Annotated in this window: 12 protein-coding genes; 2 read left to right on the top strand and 10 right to left on the bottom strand. The window is 49.7% G+C overall.

Going from position 1 to position 17315, the window contains the following annotated elements; genetic code table 11:
- Positions 1 to 134 precede the first annotated feature (134 nt).
- Complete coding sequence (locus ACIDITHRIX25_RS69895; RefSeq protein WP_201732231.1) at positions 135 to 2582, bottom strand: FtsK/SpoIIIE family DNA translocase; 2448 nt, start codon at positions 2580 to 2582, stop codon at positions 135 to 137.
- Positions 2583 to 2634: 52 nt separating this feature from the next.
- Here ACIDITHRIX25_RS69895 and ACIDITHRIX25_RS69890 point away from each other — a divergent pair, with 52 nt between their 5' ends.
- The gene (locus tag ACIDITHRIX25_RS69890; protein WP_213333383.1) at positions 2635 to 2793 is read left to right on the top strand and encodes a hypothetical protein; all 159 of its coding nucleotides are present in this window, start codon (positions 2635 to 2637) and stop codon (positions 2791 to 2793) included.
- 225 nt (positions 2794 to 3018) lie between these two features.
- Here the strand turns inward: ACIDITHRIX25_RS69890 and ACIDITHRIX25_RS69885 are convergent, their stop codons facing one another.
- From ACIDITHRIX25_RS69885 to ACIDITHRIX25_RS69860, 6 genes are all read right to left on the bottom strand, one after another.
- Positions 3019 to 4716: a ribonuclease J gene (locus tag ACIDITHRIX25_RS69885; protein ID WP_201732229.1), complete on the bottom strand. Its 1698-nt coding sequence runs from the start codon at positions 4714 to 4716 to the stop codon at positions 3019 to 3021.
- The gene (gene dapA / locus ACIDITHRIX25_RS69880) at positions 4713 to 5639 is read right to left on the bottom strand and encodes a 4-hydroxy-tetrahydrodipicolinate synthase (RefSeq protein WP_052603870.1); all 927 of its coding nucleotides are present in this window, start codon (positions 5637 to 5639) and stop codon (positions 4713 to 4715) included. Before dapA ends, ACIDITHRIX25_RS69885 begins: the two co-directional genes overlap by 4 nt.
- A gap of 94 nt (positions 5640 to 5733) precedes the next feature.
- Positions 5734 to 6540, bottom strand: coding sequence for a 4-hydroxy-tetrahydrodipicolinate reductase (gene dapB, locus ACIDITHRIX25_RS69875; RefSeq protein WP_082058341.1), 807 nt, complete (start codon positions 6538 to 6540; stop codon positions 5734 to 5736).
- A 49-nt stretch (positions 6541 to 6589) separates the two neighbouring features.
- Positions 6590 to 9085, bottom strand: coding sequence for a polyribonucleotide nucleotidyltransferase (locus ACIDITHRIX25_RS69870; protein WP_201732228.1), 2496 nt, complete (start codon positions 9083 to 9085; stop codon positions 6590 to 6592).
- A 410-nt stretch (positions 9086 to 9495) separates the two neighbouring features.
- Positions 9496 to 9753: a 30S ribosomal protein S15 gene (gene rpsO, locus ACIDITHRIX25_RS69865; RefSeq protein ID WP_201732227.1), complete on the bottom strand. Its 258-nt coding sequence runs from the start codon at positions 9751 to 9753 to the stop codon at positions 9496 to 9498.
- A gap of 78 nt (positions 9754 to 9831) precedes the next feature.
- Positions 9832 to 10812 (bottom strand): bifunctional riboflavin kinase/FAD synthetase, encoded by a 981-nt coding sequence (locus tag ACIDITHRIX25_RS69860; protein WP_201732226.1) that lies wholly within the window; start codon positions 10810 to 10812, stop codon positions 9832 to 9834.
- Positions 10813 to 11174: 362 nt separating this feature from the next.
- On the opposite strand from ACIDITHRIX25_RS69860, the gene ACIDITHRIX25_RS69855 reads away from it, so the two are divergent.
- A complete protein-coding gene (locus ACIDITHRIX25_RS69855) occupies positions 11175 to 11660 on the top strand; it encodes a flagellar basal body-associated FliL family protein (protein WP_052603866.1) in 486 nt (161 codons plus the stop codon).
- Between the two features lie 549 nt (positions 11661 to 12209).
- On the opposite strand, the gene truB is transcribed toward ACIDITHRIX25_RS69855, so the two are convergent.
- Genes truB through infB form a run of 3 tightly spaced genes read right to left on the bottom strand, consistent with a single transcriptional unit; the run spans position 12210 to position 17307 of the window.
- A complete protein-coding gene (gene truB, locus ACIDITHRIX25_RS69850; protein WP_201732225.1) occupies positions 12210 to 13154 on the bottom strand; it encodes a tRNA pseudouridine(55) synthase TruB in 945 nt (314 codons plus the stop codon).
- Between the two features lie 20 nt (positions 13155 to 13174).
- A complete protein-coding gene (locus ACIDITHRIX25_RS69845; protein ID WP_052603864.1) occupies positions 13175 to 13564 on the bottom strand; it encodes a ribosome-binding factor A in 390 nt (129 codons plus the stop codon).
- Between the two features lie 26 nt (positions 13565 to 13590).
- Positions 13591 to 17307 carry a translation initiation factor IF-2 gene (infB, locus tag ACIDITHRIX25_RS69840; protein ID WP_201732224.1) on the bottom strand — a complete coding sequence of 1239 codons (3717 nt, stop codon included), beginning with the start codon at positions 17305 to 17307 and terminating at the stop codon, positions 13591 to 13593.
- Positions 17308 to 17315 lie beyond the last annotated feature (8 nt).

The following is a 17315-nucleotide window of genomic DNA, read 5'->3' as shown; positions in this document are numbered from 1 at the left end:
CTCCGATGAAATAGAATAATTGAAGTTGGAAGATCTGGTTCATGGCTTTGGCGCCAACTAACCAAAAAGATAGCTAATAGCCATTCTTGAGCTGGTGTAATCATCAAAAGTAATTAACCAGAATCACCCAAGAGCTAACCTATCAGTCGCTGATCTTTATAACTCTCAAACTCCTCTTTACCCATCAATACCACTCTCGGCTTCGAGCCCTCTAGCGGGCCGACAATACCCCTACGCTCAAGCAAATCCATAAGGCGACCGGCGCGTGAAAACCCGACCCGCAACTTTCTCTGGAGCATTGAGGTGGACCCGAGTTGAGAGCTAACAACTAGCTCCAACGCTGCCATGAACAATTCGTCCTCATCCTCTTTGGAATCGGAACTGTCGCTTGTAGTCTCAACCACTTCGAAGTCACCTACAAAGCTGGTTCTACCCTGTCGAATCCAGGAAGCTACTACCTTGCGAATCTCCTCTTCCGCGACCCACGGAGCTTGAAGCCTCTGGGGGTGAGACGTTGATGCTCCTAGCATCAACATGTCACCCTTACCGATCAATCTTTCAGCTCCTGGTTGGTCCAAGATGACTCTCGAATCCGCTAAGGATGAGACAGAAAAGGCCATACGAGAGGGGATGTTGGCCTTTATCAACCCCGTAATCACATCTACGCTAGGACGTTGAGTGGCAATCACCAGATGGATTCCGACGGCTCTAGCCATCTGAGCAATACGACAGATCGACTCTTCTACGTCCCTAGCGGCTACCATCATTAGATCATTGAGCTCATCAACGACAACAACGATGTAAGGAAGGTGGCGATAGGACTTCTCTTTGATGGAATCGAACAATGGAGATGGACCCAACTCAATCTCGGATGAGGTCTCATTTGCAGCATCAACGAACGGCAAATCCGCTTTATCTTCTTCAGAGGCCTCCCTCTGAAGGTTTTCGACTATCTGGTTGTAACCCACGATATCTCGAGCACCAAGCTCAGATAGGAGATCATAGCGCTGCTCCATCTCCTTGACCGCCCAGGCTAAGGCGTTCGCCGCCTTTTTGGGATTGGTGACCACAGGAGTCAGAAGGTGCGGGACACCATTATATTGACCTAGCTCTACCCTCTTTGGGTCGATCAGAATCATCCGAACTTCATCTGGGGTGGAACGCATCAGGATTGAGGTCAGAATAGAATTCAAACAAGAAGACTTACCAGAACCGGTCGACCCGGCTATCAGAACGTGAGGCATCTCTGCGAGATTCGCCAATGTCGCCTTGCCCGAGATATCTCGACCAATAGCCACAGCTAGAGGGTGCAAATTAGCCGCCGCCTCTGGAGCGCCAAGAACGTCACCCAATGCAACAATTACTCTGCGCTCATTTGGGACTTCCACCCCAATGGCACTCCTACCTGGAATAGGCGCCAATATTCGGACATCGGCCGCCGCCATGGCATAAGCAATATCTTTGTTTAAAGATGTCACACGAGCCACCTTGACGCCCGCACCAAGTTCCAACTCGTAACGAGTTACAGTAGGACCCACAGTCATTCCAACCAGTGAAGTCTCTACCTTATGGGTTGCTAGGGCGTCGCATAGAATACGACCACGCTTCCAAAGTTCATCTTTGTCTAAGGCGCGGACCGCTGAACGTCGTAAAATATTACCCGGAGGAAGCTTCCACGCAACAACTCGCTCATCTGCCTTTTCGTCAAAGTCCTGAGCAACCCCATCTTGGCTATCCAGATCCTCATCGGCTGGAGAGGAGTCGAAAGCATCTGCATTTGAGCCCCCAAGTAGCAGCTCTTCATCTAGCTCTTGTGAATCCGACCCCTCGGCCACAGCTTCTAACGGCTGCACCGGTATGTTTATGACCTTTGATTCAGGATTTCCAAGATCCTTGCTTCCCCGATCAGCCCCTAAATAAGCCTCATTCGATAGAGAATCCTCGGCGTAGTCATATACCGGAACCGATGGCATCCTAGATCGAGATCTAGACCTAGTTGGCTTATGCACCAGAGGAGGAGAGCTAGTGTGCGGCTCGTCCAAGGACAAAGGCGCTCCTTGAATCTCTCTGGCGTCGGATCCGTCGTTGAAATGGCGAGCAATACGGTAGCGATAACGCCGAACGATAGCGATTGGGGAATGGCCAAAAAGATCCAAAAGAGAAAAGACAACTACGACAAAGATTAATATACCAGCACCACCGGGAGAGACCAATGCGGCAATGCCTCGAAAGGTATACCACCCGATAAGGCCGCCTCGCTCCGCTAATGATGGATTGCGATGAGGATGTAGAAGCTCAAAGATCAAAAAGGAGGAAAAGGCCAACAAAGCCACTATTGTAAGTGCCCCGCTAGATAGATACCGACGCTTGAGCGATGGCCTTATATCTAAGACAAGCACCAGTCCATAATATCCGATATAAGCGTAGAACAAGACCCTTCCATAGCCAAAGGCCGCGGCGAAGAGATGATCAAACGAAGTTCCAACTCCACCTAGTACTGAAAAGAGAGATAGTACTCCAAAGATAACGCCACCAAGAATGATCAAACCTGCTACATCCGCCTCTGTCCTTCTGGCACGCAAATGAGCAGGACGCCTATTGCTGGTTGATGATCCCTTTGAAGGGACAGTGGCTATGGCTGACGTTCGAGGAGAGGTTGCCCTGCTCTTTGAAGTCGACCCCGAAGATCGCTTTGCTATCGGCTTTGGCTCCTGGATAATACGGCTCGAACTTGCTTTTTTACGGGTTTCACCAGTGCTTTTCAGTGTCTCAACCTCCAATCTGAACAACTAGACGATTCATTCATCTGAAATTACAAGCATCCAAAATTTGAATAACTACATAAGTGTAGTACCGTGCATCACTAAAGGCTAGACCTATCGTAGAGTTGAGCACAATTTGGTACTATAGATCACTTGAACCCGAAAAGTCTAGGAAAAACCCAAAGAAATCAATTTTAATACTCTTGAGATAAACCGAAGATGAAAAGACCTATAGATTTATCCAGCCAACGGAGAGCTAAATCTCTGTCAGAACTGGGATAACCATCGGTCGCATCTTGGTACGCTTCTCGATTAGTTTCGCAGTCGTGGTACGAATATGTCGAGATACCGTGTCGTAGTCAGAGCCTGCCTCACCAATCGTGGTGGTAATAGTCGCCCTAATCGCTGCCTTTAGATCCTCAATAAGCTCGGCAATAGAGTCAGGACGATCATTGTCACTATGGGCCCATCCTCGGGTTACGATCTCAGGACCGGTAATTATCGTAGCACTAGCTACATCGACAGAGACCACAACTACTACAACACCCTCTGAGGCGAGGGTCTTTCTATCCCGAAGGACACCTTTAGAGAGGCCATCCACAACCCCATCGACATAAAGATAGCTCGCGGGGACCTTGCCATCTCTGGTCAAGCTCTCGCGATCCAATCGAAGCACATCACCGTCTAGGCAGACAACTATGTTATCCTTTGGCACACCCATCTCATTTGCAAGTCGGGAATGAGAATTCAAATGTCGAAATTCACCATGTACTGGAACAAAAAAACGTGGTTTACAGATCGTCTGCAATAGCCTCAACTCTTGACGCTTGGCATGGCCAGATGTGTGAACCTTGGCTATCCCTGCATGGACCACGTCAGCTCCACGACGGTGAAGTCCATCGATAACCTTGCCAACAGCTGACTCATTACCGGGGATCACATCAGCGGAGATGATTACAAGGTCATTTTGATTCAATTTAAGAAACTTATTCTCATTGGCCGCCATTAGGGTAAGAGCAGACATCGCCTCGCCCTGACTTCCTGTGGAGATAACACAGATACGATCATCAGGATAGGAATTAACCTTCTCTATATCAGCTAGTGATGCTTCGGGTATATTCAATAGACCAATAGAGCGAGCAAGCGCAATGTTTTTCCCCATAGAACGCCCAAGGGGAAAGATCATTCTGCCTGCCTCCAGAGCTGCATTAGCAATCTGTTGCATTCTGTGGATATGCGAAGCAAAGCAGGTGACCACGATTCTTTTGGTCTTATTGGTCGCAAACAGCTGTCCGAGCACCGGGCCGACCTCTGACTCAGAGTCAGAGTGACCTGACTCCTCTGCGTTGGTCGAATCAGCCAACAGCAGGGCTATGCCCTCAGAACTAGCGATCTGACCAAGACGTGCGAGATCGGGCAGTCGCCCATCCACAGGGGTAAGGTCAATCTTAAAGTCGCCCGAATGAACAATTGTGCCGATCGAAGTTCGTATTGCAAGCGCAAAAGAGTCGGGCACAGAGTGGGTAACCGGGATAAATTCTACAACAAAGCTACCTATATCTCGGACCTCGCGGTCAGAGACGTAGTGCATCCGGGCTTTTGCGCCTAGGCCTGCTTCTTCTATCCTTGAGCTAGCTAGCGAAAGCGCTAGCTGCGAGCCGTAGATATCAAGGCTCATCTCTCGTAAGAGAAATTGAAGTGCACCGATATGATCTTCGTGACCATGGGTTATGACGACCCCAATCACCTTATCTTTATTTTCCAAGAGGTAAGAGAAGTCCGGAAGAATCAAATCCACACCAGGGGTGTCGTGAGTTGGAAACATCAAACCGCAGTCGATGATCAAGATCTCATCACCCATCTCAATCGCTGCGCAGTTGCGACCTATCTCACCTAACCCGCCAAGGAAAACTACCCTGACGTGATCTTGGCTGTTATCAATTTTGCTTGTCAAAAATTCACCTTAATTGAATAGTTTTGGGCGCTTTCCTTCAAATTAGCCAAGACTCGCTTCGCATCTTCTTGAAGGCCGAGAGGGGGTGCTCCCATGGGAAGTCGACACTGACCAACCCTAAAGCCCATTTCGTTCATCATTACCTTTGTTGGCATGGGATTAGGCGCGAAATCGCCTGTCTCAAAGCCATACGATTCAAATAGTGCTGCATTGATCGACATGGCACGGCGATGGTCGCCAGAATTAAAGGCCTCTATCATCGCTGAAAAAAATTCACTCGCCCAATGCGTCGCGACACCAATGGCGCCTATTGCACCTACGGCCATCAAGGGCAACGTCATAGCGTCATCACCTGAATAGACGTCAAAGCCGCTTCCAAGGCCGGCAATCACTGTAGCGGTGGCACTAGGGTCACCCGCTGCATCCTTGAGTCCAACTATGTTGTCACAACTGTTGGCTAACTCAAAGATCGTAGAAGTAGCGATCTTTCGACCGGTGCGAACGGGAATATCGTAGATAATCACAGGTAGATCGGTCGCATTGGCCATCTCTCGGATATGACCGAAGATTCCACTTTGAGGGGGGCGATTGTAATAGGGAGCAACCGCCAAGACACCAGCGATCTTCAGCTTTGTCGCCTGCTTGGTAAGGGAAACAGAGTGCAGGGTGTCATTACTTCCAGAGCCAGCAATTACCGGGATATTCACACTTGAGGAGACTGCATCCCATATAGAGAGCTTCTCGTCATCGGTAAGCGTCGAAGCCTCGCCAGTTGTACCCGAAACAACCAATGCACTGTTGCCGGCAGTTTCTAGATACTTAGCAACTGAAACCGTCGCATCTAAGTCCAACTCGCCATCTTCATCAAAGGCGGTGATCATAGCTGTGACTACTGAACCAAACTGATCTAGCGCTCTTCCCATTCCCTACTCCCCAGCTAACCAATAACGTCAAATACCGACTAGCTCTCTTGTCAAACCAGATCAAATGCAAGTCATTCGAACCAATTGACTATCTCTACCTTAAACCCAAATAATCATCCAAAATCGACTCAATTCCAATGGTCAACCCATCGCGCTCGGAGATCGCTTTAATCGCTAACAGCACCCCTGGCATAAAAGAATTCCGATCATAGGAGTCGTGCCTGATACTCAAGGTCTGGCCCGTAGTCCCAAAGATAACCTCTTGATGTGCGACCATTCCGGCCATTCGCACAGAATGAATAGAGATATTTTTATCGACCCGACTACCTCGTGCTCCATCAAGCTCAGCGGAGGTTACATCTTGAGCAAAACCACCGTTCTTGGCCGAGGCGATTCGACCAGCAGTTACAAGTGCGGTGCCACTCGGTGCATCAGCTTTTCGATTGTGATGAAACTCAATTATCTCGCACGTCTCAAATAACGGAGCGGCCAACTCGGCAAAACGCATCATCAAGACCGCGCCAATCGCAAAGTTCGGAGCGATTAGACAATTTGAATTCGACTTTGAAAAAGCCTCTTTGAGAATCTCAATCTGCCGGCTTGTCAACCCAGTCGTGCCTATCACGATATGAATTGAATTCCTGGCGCAAAAAAGAGCATTCTCGAAAGAAGCTTCCGCTTCGGTAAAGTCAACTGCTACGTCAACCTTATCTGGCTCAAGAGCATCCCGTTCTCCCAAGATACTAAGGCCGGTTCCGAGGATTGACGTCGCTTGCCCTAGATCGATCCCAGCTAAGCGAGGATCTAGGGCGCTACTAAGTTCACAATCATCATCGTTAAGCACAGCCCTACAGACGCTTGCGCCCATCTGACCACCCGCGCCAAACACTGCTACTCGAATCTTATTGATAAGTCAATCCTCCGACCAAAATCCAACGAAATATCAGATACTATCTACGACTGTCACGACGTGGACGGGAACGACGATTTCGGTCACGATCTCGACCACCATCATTGCCGGCGAATGCTCGAGGCTCAGCTTGCTCGGGACCTAGATCACCGTATTCAGCACGCAGTTGATCCTCAAAAGCAGCTTCAAAGGAGACGACCTCAATGTCGTCCTCTTCGTACTTATTTCGCTCTATCCGATCGCCGCCTCTGGGTGTAGCTGGCTCGTGAGCAACGGGGGCTCGATCATGAATGGGACTTTGGCTACCACCGCCAAATCTATCGCCACCATCATCATCGTCGTCGTCGTTGTCATCGTCGTCGTCACGATCTGTCACCAACGAGAGCGAAAGTTTACCATTTGGATCAATGTCATCAACTACAACACGTAGCTCTTGGCCCATGGATAAAACATCCTCAACCCGATCAATTCGACGTCCTCCGCCGATCTTTGAGATATGCAACAGTCCGTCACGACCAGGAAGAATATTTACGAAAGCGCCAAATTTGGCTATGCCAACGACCTTACCCGAGTAATGGCCACCGACTTGCGCTAGAGGTGGATTGATGATCGCAAGAATGCGGTCTCTAGCCTCATTGACGGCTGCCATCTCCTTGGCACCGATGGTGACCATTGCGGTCTCTCCATCTTCATCTAGCGTTATCTCTGTCCCAGTCTCTTGTTGGATTGCGTTTATCACTTTGCCCTTCGGCCCAATGATTTCACCCATCTTGTCAAGTGGAATCTCAAAATTAACGATCTTTGGAGCATTGTGATTGAGCTCAAGCCTTGGAGCCGGAAGGGTTTCTAGGATAACTCGCAAAACCTCTAATCGGGCCGTCTTTGCCTGCGAAAGAGCACTAGCCAAAACGCTTGCTGGAATGCCGTCGATCTTGGTATCAAGTTGAAGTGCAGTCACAAACTCTGAGGTCCCAGCCACTTTGAAGTCCATGTCACCAAAGGCATCTTCGGCACCCAAAATATCTGTAAGAGTGGTGTATTTGCCATCATGGAGCACTAGGCCCATCGCTATGCCACCAACAGGAGCCTTAATGGGAACACCTGCATCCATCAAAGAAAGAGTCGATCCACAGACTGACGCCATTGAGGTTGAACCATTTGAGGCCAGCGCCTCTGAAACCAAACGTAGCGTGTAAGGAAATTCATCCTCTGGTGGAATAACAGGTAGCAAAGCTCGCTCAGCCAGAAGACCATGACCAATCTCTCGTCGCTTTGGTGCCCGCATGAATCCAACCTCTCCGGTAGAAAAAGGTGGGAAGTTGTAGTGGTGCATATAACGCTTGAAGTCATCGGTGCCAAGCGAATCCAGCATCTGGTTCATCTTTGGCATACCCAAGGTGCAGACATTTAGGACTTGAGTCTCGCCACGCTGAAAGAGCCCCGACCCGTGAGCAGTAGGAATAAGACCTACAGCCGCTGTCAATGGACGGATGGTTGTCGTATCCCGACCATCAATTCGAACACCATCGTTTACTATTCGCTCGCGAATAACTGTCTTGGTGATAGATCGAATTGCTGCCGAGATCTCTTTCGAAGCATCTGGGAATTCCCCAGCTAGCTCTTCTTGAACACTTATGGCTACACCATCGAGTGCTGCGGCCCTCTCTGTCTTACCGGCAACGACGTTTGCTTGTCGCATTCGATCCATAGCTATGGCAGACACTCGGCTATAGACTTCATCGGAATAGTCAACCACTGGCGTGTATGCCATCGGAACGACGTTTCCAAAGGCCTCTACTAGAGAGTGCTGAAGTGCAATCGACTCACGTATCCAAGTCTTAGCGGCCTCTAATCCCTCAGCAATGACCTCTTCGGTTACCATAGGTGCTCCACTTTGGTAATTCTTCCAAGATGCCGCCGTGCCACCAGCCTCTACCATAATTATTGCAATGTCGCCCGTACTTTCGCCAGAACGCACTTGTCGACCAGCAACAACTAGTTCAAAAGAGGAGTCATCTCCATCTTGATAGGATGGATTTGCAATCCATGAACCATCGCTCGAGTATGCAATCCTAACCGCACCAACTGGTCCATTGAATGGAATTCCAGAGATCATCAAAGCGGCAGATGCAGCGTTTATAAAAAGAACGTCATAAGGATTCTCGGAGTCAGCGCCCAAGACAGTTCCCACGATATGTACATCGTGACGAAAATCCTTTGGAAAACACGGTCGAATCGGACGATCTGTAAGCCGCGATGCCAATACGGCAAAGTCTGTCGCCTTTCCTTCACGACGGAAGAACGAGCCCGGAATCTTTCCTGCTGCGTACATTCGCTCTTCGACATCGACTGTCAATGGGAAAAAATCGATACCCTCTTTGACTGATTTTGAAGCTACGGCTGTAGCCAAAACCATCGTGTCTCCCAATCGAGCCACGACTGATCCATCTGCAAGCGGCGCTAAGAGGCCTGTTTCAAATGAGATGGTCTTCTCAGTCCCTGATATTTGGGCCTGAACTTTTATAATTTCTTTCATACTTCCTCTGATTTGATACGTCGAACTAATCGCTCATGCGAAGAGTTCGACTCTATAGTTGAGCACCATTTTTATAACTAGGCGGGCCTATACCTAGATAACAAGTCGCACCAGCTTCGCCTTGGCAAATTCGCATTCTCACAGTTCCCAGTGGACTAGGTCCAAACCCAATTGAAGTTTCAATTCGGGCCCACTCCACTGGCAGCTGCAAGCCTTACACCCTTGACATGGAAATTGCGGCTTATATGGTGCGATTCATTCTGCTACATATTACAAATTAGCCGATTCCAACGCATATATCGCCGAAGATATAGACGTCCTTTCAAATGAAGCTTGACATAGACAAAGAGCCTGGCGAATAAACGCCAGGCCCGAGACGTAAACTTCAAGCTCACACTCTAAAAAATCGACTAACGACGAATTCCTAAACGAGCGATAATACTTCTATAACGCTCCACATCATTGGACTTTACGTAGTCCAAAAGACGTCGCCTTTGACCAATTAGCATCATAAGTCCACGACGCGTATGGTGGTCACCTTTATGCTGCCTTAAGTGATCGGTTAGATGCGAGATTCTGGAACTAAGAAGTGCTATTTGCACCTCGGGAGATCCAGTATCTGCCTCATTTTTACCAAACTCTGCGATTATCGCCTTTTTGTCAATCATTCCTGCACCTTGCGAAGAGCTTCTAAAAACTTCTGTGAAACACGAATTCATAAGCTTAGTTGCTCAGATGTAATTTGCCTACCTTTGCTTTACCTTTACATCCTCAACGTCAAGTTCAATCTGATCGACTAACTCCTTTGAATTGGAGAAAGTCTTCTGTGGCCTCAAAAAGTGAGTAAATCCCACTTGGATCTCCCGCCCATAGAGATCACCATCAAAGTCCAAAAGAAACGCCTCAATCAATCGATTACCCTCTTTGGGGTAGTAAGTTGGACGAGTTCCTACAGATACTGCAGCCATGTAACGACTCTGCTGATACTGAACCCACCCGGCGTAAACACCATCCACTGGCAGAACTCTATTATCCTGATAGGAGACGTTCGCCGTTGGATAGCCCAACTCTGAACCACCTCTACCATCGCCCGACGTGACTAAACCAACTATGTAGAAGTCTCTGCCCAAAAGGCGATGCGCCAATTCGACACTACCGAGCGAGATCAACCTTCGAATCAACGTAGAGGAGACCACCACCTCTCCTTCATCTTGTAGCTCCGGAAGAACCTTTCCAACCGATGCGGCGATCTCACCTACCAATTTGACCAATAGATCAGATTCAACTACAAAACCACAGTCTCCAGCCATCTCTTGGAGCAGGTCCACATTACCGGCTCGTTTCGAACCAAATCGGAAATCCGGGCCAACTATCACAACCTTCGCGCCCAGATCTCCAACCAACGTCCCCTTTACAAAATCTGACGCCAATTCTTGGGATCTGGCTAGGTCAAACTCAACCAGGTAGCAATAGTCCACTCCCAACTCTTCAAACAGCGCTAGCCGCTCCTCAAAAGAGTTGATCAAAGCTGGTGCAGATCCACCTCTGACTATGGTTGCTGGGTGAGGATTAAAGGTTATTGCTACACTGGGAATTCCCAAGGCGTCACCTCGCCGCTTAGCATGTTCCAAAAGATTGCGATGGCCAAGGTGAACACCATCAAAGGTTCCAATGGTTACAACCGACGCCGCTAACGGCGTCTGCGTGGCTGGGGTCAAAAGTTTCATATCTCTCCAACAATCGATTCCTTGCCGTCATTGCAACTTCTCTAATCGCATCGACTACCGAGAATTATCACTATCTCTATCTATGAATGATAGCCCTACGAAGTCGGCCACCGGAAACTCATTTTGCCAACGTTCGATCGCAAAGCTCACTTTGAATGTTCGCTCACCTCATACTTAGCCCACGCACAAAAAGCTCGACTTCAAAACAATCTCTTCGACTTTTCCTAAGGAAACGGCCGTCTCCTTCCGATAAATGCCCATAGACAATGGAATGTGTATCCTAGGCCCCTCGATTGACGTAAAGAGATAGAAAATTTTATCTCAATGAGGCGGCACGCAACTGGAAGTTAAGTGAGGATCGAATGGCTACAGCTACCAAGAAAGCCGAAGAAAGCTCGGCTAAAGAAGAAAAGAAGGGGTCAAAAAAGAAGCTCATTTTGATCATACTGCTGGTGGTTTTAGCAGCTGGAGGAGGGGGCTTTGGCGCATTGACCTTTCTTGGATCATCAAAACCGCATAAGGCTGCCTTTGTACCTCCCAAAGTTGGACCGATCTATGGCTTTGGTACCATCACAACAAATCTCTCAGATGGTCATTTGATACAGCTAGGGATGAGCCTCCAATTGGGAGTCAAAGACCTGACAACAGCGATCACCCCATTGAATAAGGATATGACCGACGTCGTAATTACTGATCTTTCGGGTTGGACCTACGCTCAGCTTCTGTCGCCCATAGCCAAACTCACCTTAAAGAAACAGCTAATTCTTGATCTAAATAAGATCGTAAAGGTAGCAACCGGTAAAAACGAAATCACCGACATCTATTTCACATCATTCATAATGCAATAGTCGCCATTGTCACCAATAGACGTTGGAGCAATTTGCCCGATAGGCTAGTTATGGATAATCTTTTAGAAACCCTCATCTAACATATCTAAAACGTTAAAACACCCACTAGCCCAACACAACATCAATGAAGACAAATTAGATAGATACGGCTGATACTCGGAGCAATCATAAATTGAGCAGTCACTAGGAGCCTAAACAGTTCACCAAATCCCAACAGGTCCTAGCAAAAACATCGCCGTGAGCGAAAAAGCCACTGCGTCTAATCCAGCCTACCATTTGATATACGATCGAAAACCAAGGCCCAGCCCAAACACAGAGCAAATTGAACATACGAGAGCTTGATACCATCCAGCTAAAATCGTAAACAAAAAGAGCATCTAAGCCGAGAAACCCCCGCTCAATAACGCCAAACAGGGTCCTTAGATATCGGGTTAGCCACATCATCAATATCTGATCCCAGGTACACAGACATGTTCTTTAGCAATCAAATCATCCCAAAAAATCTAAGGATATAAGCCAAAGACCAATAGCCTCCCTTGACAAAAGTCCTTAGAGACTCGGAGCCATAAAAACGATCTTTGGAATCAACATATCCCCACTGACCCCATAGATCCCGATCAGATTATCGAACGTTACCTCGCCATCACCCAAAGATCTATCATCGGACAAAAGCGCAACTAACGAATCAGAGCCACCTTCACCAAAATTACGTCCGCCACTAAGGGGAATTGGACCACCGTGACAGGCGCGCTGGAGTAGACCTGGCTCTATAAACATAGTGTCAAAAGAGGAAAGCACCTTAGAGAAAGGAAGAAATGAGTCCCTCGACAAAGAATCGATCTCCACACAATCATCTATGGAATACCCATCGGAGGAGGTACGTCGCAAAGAAGTCAAATGGCCATAGGTCCCTAACCTTTGGGCGATTGTCTCACCCAAGGTACGCACATATGTTCCACGCGAGCAGACAACGTCCACTGCCAGAATCGACGGATCGGATGTCAATTGGATAGAAAGTTCCACTATCTCAACCTCTACGGCTGCGAGTTCGACGGCCCGATTTTCACGAGCAAGGACGTGACTGGGGACCCCAGCTACCTTTTTAGCGGAAAAAGCTGGAGGCGTCTGCATTTGGTGACCGAGCAAGGACAGTGCCACAACGTCTAATTGCCCTTGTGTAAGAATAGGCACTGGTGCGCTCAAAATAACTTCACCAGTATGGTCAGCCGTATCTGTCGCTGACCCTAAAGTCAAACTAGCGCTATAAGCCTTAGTTGAAGAGTGGATATGTGGGATCAGCTTGGTCGCCTGTCCGACACAAACTACTTGGACCCCGCTCGCAAAGGGATCCAATGTACCCATGTGCCCAGCCCTGTTGTTTCCAGCTACGCGTCGCACAACAGAGAGGGCCCCATTTGAAGTAATCCCTATTGGCTTATCTAGAACGACAACACCGAAGGGTAAACCACCAGAATAGACTTTACGTCTGGCCAATCGTCAAACCACCAGGCAATTCATTCATCGCCGCCAGGCATATCCATCACATTTGGAGGGATAACCTTACGAAGAATCGACTCTATGGCAAGACCGGAGGCAATCGCTGGGTCAGCCTCAAAGAACAACAAAGGAGTACTTCTCATACGAACCCCATTTGCAATCTCGCGTTGAAGCTTCACCCTATTGGTGCTCAACCAATCTTCAAGACGCGGCGAAAGGTGATCAAAATAGACCTTGGCTCTGCGCAAGTCTGGGTCGACAACCACGGCCGTAACCGTAGCTATCGACTCGGAATCGATCGGTTCATAGTGTTTCTCCATGGCAAAAGCCAAAACTCTCTGAACCTCATTCGAGACCCTATCCATTCTCGGGAAAGAACCCCGCTTGGTCATCTGTCGATTAGCCATCTAAATTACCTCAAAGCACTCTAGCGTCAAAGAGCTCGAGGAATCTCGCGATCCTCGAAGGTCTCTATTATGTCGCCAGATCGCAGGTCTTGAAAGTCACTAAGGCCAATTCCACACTCAAATCCAGAGGCAACTTCGCGAACATCGTCCTTGAAGCGACGCAAAGAGGTAATCGAACCCTTCCAGATAACTACGCCATCTCGAAGGAAGCGAACCTTGGAACCACGTGTAATGGAACCATTTTGGACGTAACAGCCAGCAACAGCTCCAACCTTTGGCACTCTAAAGATATCGCGCACCTCGGCCTCACCCGTAACTACCTCTTCATACTCAGGAGCAAGCATACCGACCATGGCCGCTTCAATATCCTCGAGCATCTTATAGATAATCTCATAGGTTCTAATCTCAACGTGCTGTGCCTCGGCGGCCTCTCGACCACGACGATCGGGACGGACGTTAAAGCCGATGATCAATGCATTCGAGGCGGCCCCAAGGGAAACATCATTCTCATTGATTCCACCAACTGCTCGGCGTACGATACTCAACTTCACCTCAGGTCGTTCGAGCTTTCGAAGACTTTCAGTAACTGCCTCCAGCGAACCCTGCACGTCAGCTTTGATAATCACATTAAGAGTCGCAGTTTCCCCACGCTTAATCTGCTCAAAGAGATCTTCCAGTTTTGCACCCGGTGCCGCTCCACTTTGAGCACTCAGACCAGCAAGACGAATCCGCTGTTCGCGCATGGAACCGATCTGTCGAGCAACGCTAAGCTCAGCCGTCTCTCTAAATTCATCTCCAGCACTCGGAACCTCAGAAAATCCTAAAACTTGAACTGGAGTAGATGGCTCAGCCTCGTGAACTGGATTACCAGCCTCATCTATGAGAGCCTTGACCCTACCAAAGGCTGGCCCTGCCACCAAGTTAGAACCAACTCTCAGAACACCTTGCTTCACTATAACCGTCGCCACTGGGCCACGTCCAGGATCCAAATTGGCCTCCAAGACAACACCCTTGGCGCGGCCGACCTTGGTGGAGGTCAACTCCAACACCTCGGCCAACACAACCAGCTGTTCCAAAAGATCATCGACACCCAAATTCTGGAGAGCCGAAAGCTCAACCATTATAGTGTCGCCGCCCCATGCCTCAGGGACTAAACCATATTCAGAGAGCTGTTGCATAACACGATTCGGATCAGCGTCTGCACGATCGATCTTATTTATTGCAACTACTATCGGCACGTGAGCAGCCTTAGCATGGTCAATCGCCTCGATCGTCTGGGGCATCACCCCATCATCAGCAGCTACGACCAAAACCACGATATCGGTGACACCCGCACCTCGAGCACGCATAGCCGTAAAGGCTTCGTGGCCAGGTGTATCGATAAAGGTAACGAACTTGTTGTCGACTTGTGCCCTATAAGCACCAATGTGCTGTGTAATTCCACCGGCCTCTTTGGCAACGACGTTGGTCTCTCTAATTCGATCAAGCAGCTTTGTCTTACCATGATCAACATGGCCCATAACCGTCACAACCGGAGCACGCCACTCAGCTTCACCCTGTGGAACGATATCGTCGTCGGAGAAGTATTTGGCATAAAGCTCAGCCTCTTGTTCTTGTCCGGGGTCAACCAACTTAACCTTCGCGCCCAATTCAGCGGCGAAAAGCTCAATCGCATCATCTGAAAGCGTCTGGGTTGCAGTTACTGGTTCGCCCTGCAAAAGTAGGAATCGAACCACATCTCCAGCAGATCGATTGAACTTTGGCCCTACCTCTTGAGCCGATGATCCTCTTTCAATAATTATCTCGCCATCAGGCACTGGTGCATTGGATGGTATGTAGGACGTAACCTGAGTTGGCTCCAGCTCTTCCATATTCTTTCTACTGCGGCGCTTAGCGGCACGCTGTAGTGGTCGTCCTCGAGATCCAGCTGGCGACTTTCCACCAAAAGCTCCGCCCGGAGATGGGGTTGGAGTTCTAGAACCCGGAAATCCTCCACCAGTTCGAGGAGCAAAACCCGTTGAGGGACCACTCCTTGGGAAACCACCACCGCCACCTTGGCCCGCGCCACCCGGACGAGGTCCACGATCGGCGAAGTTACCTTGGCCCGCGCCACCCGGACGAGGTCCACGATCGGCGGAGTTGCCTTGGCCGCCACCGGGACGAGGTCCACGATCGGCAAAGTTACCTTGGCCGCCACCCGGACGAGGTCCACGATCGGCAAAGTTACCTTGGCCGCCACCGGGACGAGGTCCACGATCGGCGAAGTTGCCTTGGCCGCCACCGGGACGAGGTCCACGATCGGCGAAGTTGCCTTGGCCGCCACCGGGACGAGGTCCACGATCGGCGAAGTTGCCTTGGCCGCCACCGGGACGAGGTCCACGATCGGCGAAGTTGCCTTGGCCGCCACCGGGACGAGGTCCACGATCGGCGAAGTTGCCTTGGCCCGCGCCACGATCTGGGCGAGGTCCACGATCGGCGAAGTTACCTTGGCCCGCGCCACGATCTGGGCGATCACCAAAATTACCTTGACGTCCGCCTTCAGAATTACGATCAAATCCACCACCGGGACGAGGTCCTCTATTAAAGCCAGGACGATCGCCTTGTCTTGGATTTGGGGAATCGTTCTGATACCGTCCTCCTGATCCTTGACGATTAGAGCCCATCCCTGGAGGTGGCGGAATTGGCTTTCCCGAAAGCGACAAGGGCACCCTGGGACGCGGAGGGGGAGCCACGCTTCCACCTTTTGCACCTGGTTCTAGACTAGGGGCTGAATTGGCCTCCACGTCATTACGAACCACAGGTGGCCTGGTATCTCGATTTGGCCCCATTGACGATCGTTGACCATGTGATTCGGTAGACCTGAATACGCGACCGCGTGAATCACGAGCCTTTGGAGCAAGATTTTCCGATGAGCTACTTTTGTTCTCAGGCTTGTTCTCGGCCTCGGGAGCCGGTTGCACCTTTTGCACAGTGGCATCGGCATCGCTCTTTACGACAACCGTGCCCCTATCTAAATCTGGAGTAATGACTACTTTTTCCTCTTGTTTGGCTGGAGCCTCGGGTGATTTTACCACCTTTTGTGCTTGCTCATTATTCTTCGAAGATGCTAATTGTGATGGAGCAACATCAACCCTAGCGACAGGCTCTGATGGCAGAACCTCACTAACAGTGCCACTTACCGCTTTAAAGTTATCTTTAGCCGCTCGATCACTCTTGTCCGTGCCAGCCTCAGAGTCCCTAGGGGCATCCGCCCCGCGACGGTGGCTCTGCTTTGAATGGCCGGAATCTAAATGCCTACTGGTATCAGGCTCAGTTAGGGGCTCTGTCTTGGCTTGTACTTGTGCCTCGGGTTTAGCTTCAATTACTGGCGGTGCCTTGGCTTCGCTCTGTGGCTCACCTAGAGGCTGCGCCTTGACTTGTATTCGTGGCTCGGCTGCGGGAGGTTCTATCGGCGCTGACGCTTTACTAGCTATCGGATCCGCCGGCAAAACGTTAACGGCAGCATCGCCAGCCGCCACGGTAGTCTTTGTATCGCCGTGTGAGTGCTCTCCACCACCGGCCCTCTCATAGCGTCCAGCGCCTTCTCGAACTACCTTACGCCTAGCCCGATCAGCTTGAGCATCTTCTATGCTCGACGATGGACTCTTAATACCCATGCCAAGATCGTTGCATAGGTCAAATGCGCCCTTGTTTGAAAGCCCTAGTTCTTTGGCTAGGTCATAGACCCGTATCCGTTTTGCCAACTGCTACT

This window comes from Acidithrix sp. C25, assembly GCF_904848545.2.
This window is presented reverse-complemented; position numbering and strand designations above follow the sequence as displayed.

Coding starts and splice junctions, on each gene's coding strand:
- ACIDITHRIX25_RS69845 (WP_052603864.1), bottom strand. CDS start 13,564: ATGGCTAATCGACAGATGACCAAGCGGGGTTCTTTCCCGAGAATGGAT.
- ACIDITHRIX25_RS69860 (WP_201732226.1), bottom strand. CDS start 10,812: ATGAAACTTTTGACCCCAGCCACGCAGACGCCGTTAGCGGCGTCGGTT.
- ACIDITHRIX25_RS69855 (WP_052603866.1), top strand. CDS start 11,175: ATGGCTACAGCTACCAAGAAAGCCGAAGAAAGCTCGGCTAAAGAAGAA.
- ACIDITHRIX25_RS69890 (WP_213333383.1), top strand. CDS start 2,635: ATGGCTGACGTTCGAGGAGAGGTTGCCCTGCTCTTTGAAGTCGACCCC.
- ACIDITHRIX25_RS69870 (WP_201732228.1), bottom strand. CDS start 9,085: ATGAAAGAAATTATAAAAGTTCAGGCCCAAATATCAGGGACTGAGAAG.
- rpsO (WP_201732227.1), bottom strand. CDS start 9,753: ATGATTGACAAAAAGGCGATAATCGCAGAGTTTGGTAAAAATGAGGCA.
- dapA (WP_052603870.1), bottom strand. CDS start 5,639: ATGGGAAGAGCGCTAGATCAGTTTGGTTCAGTAGTCACAGCTATGATC.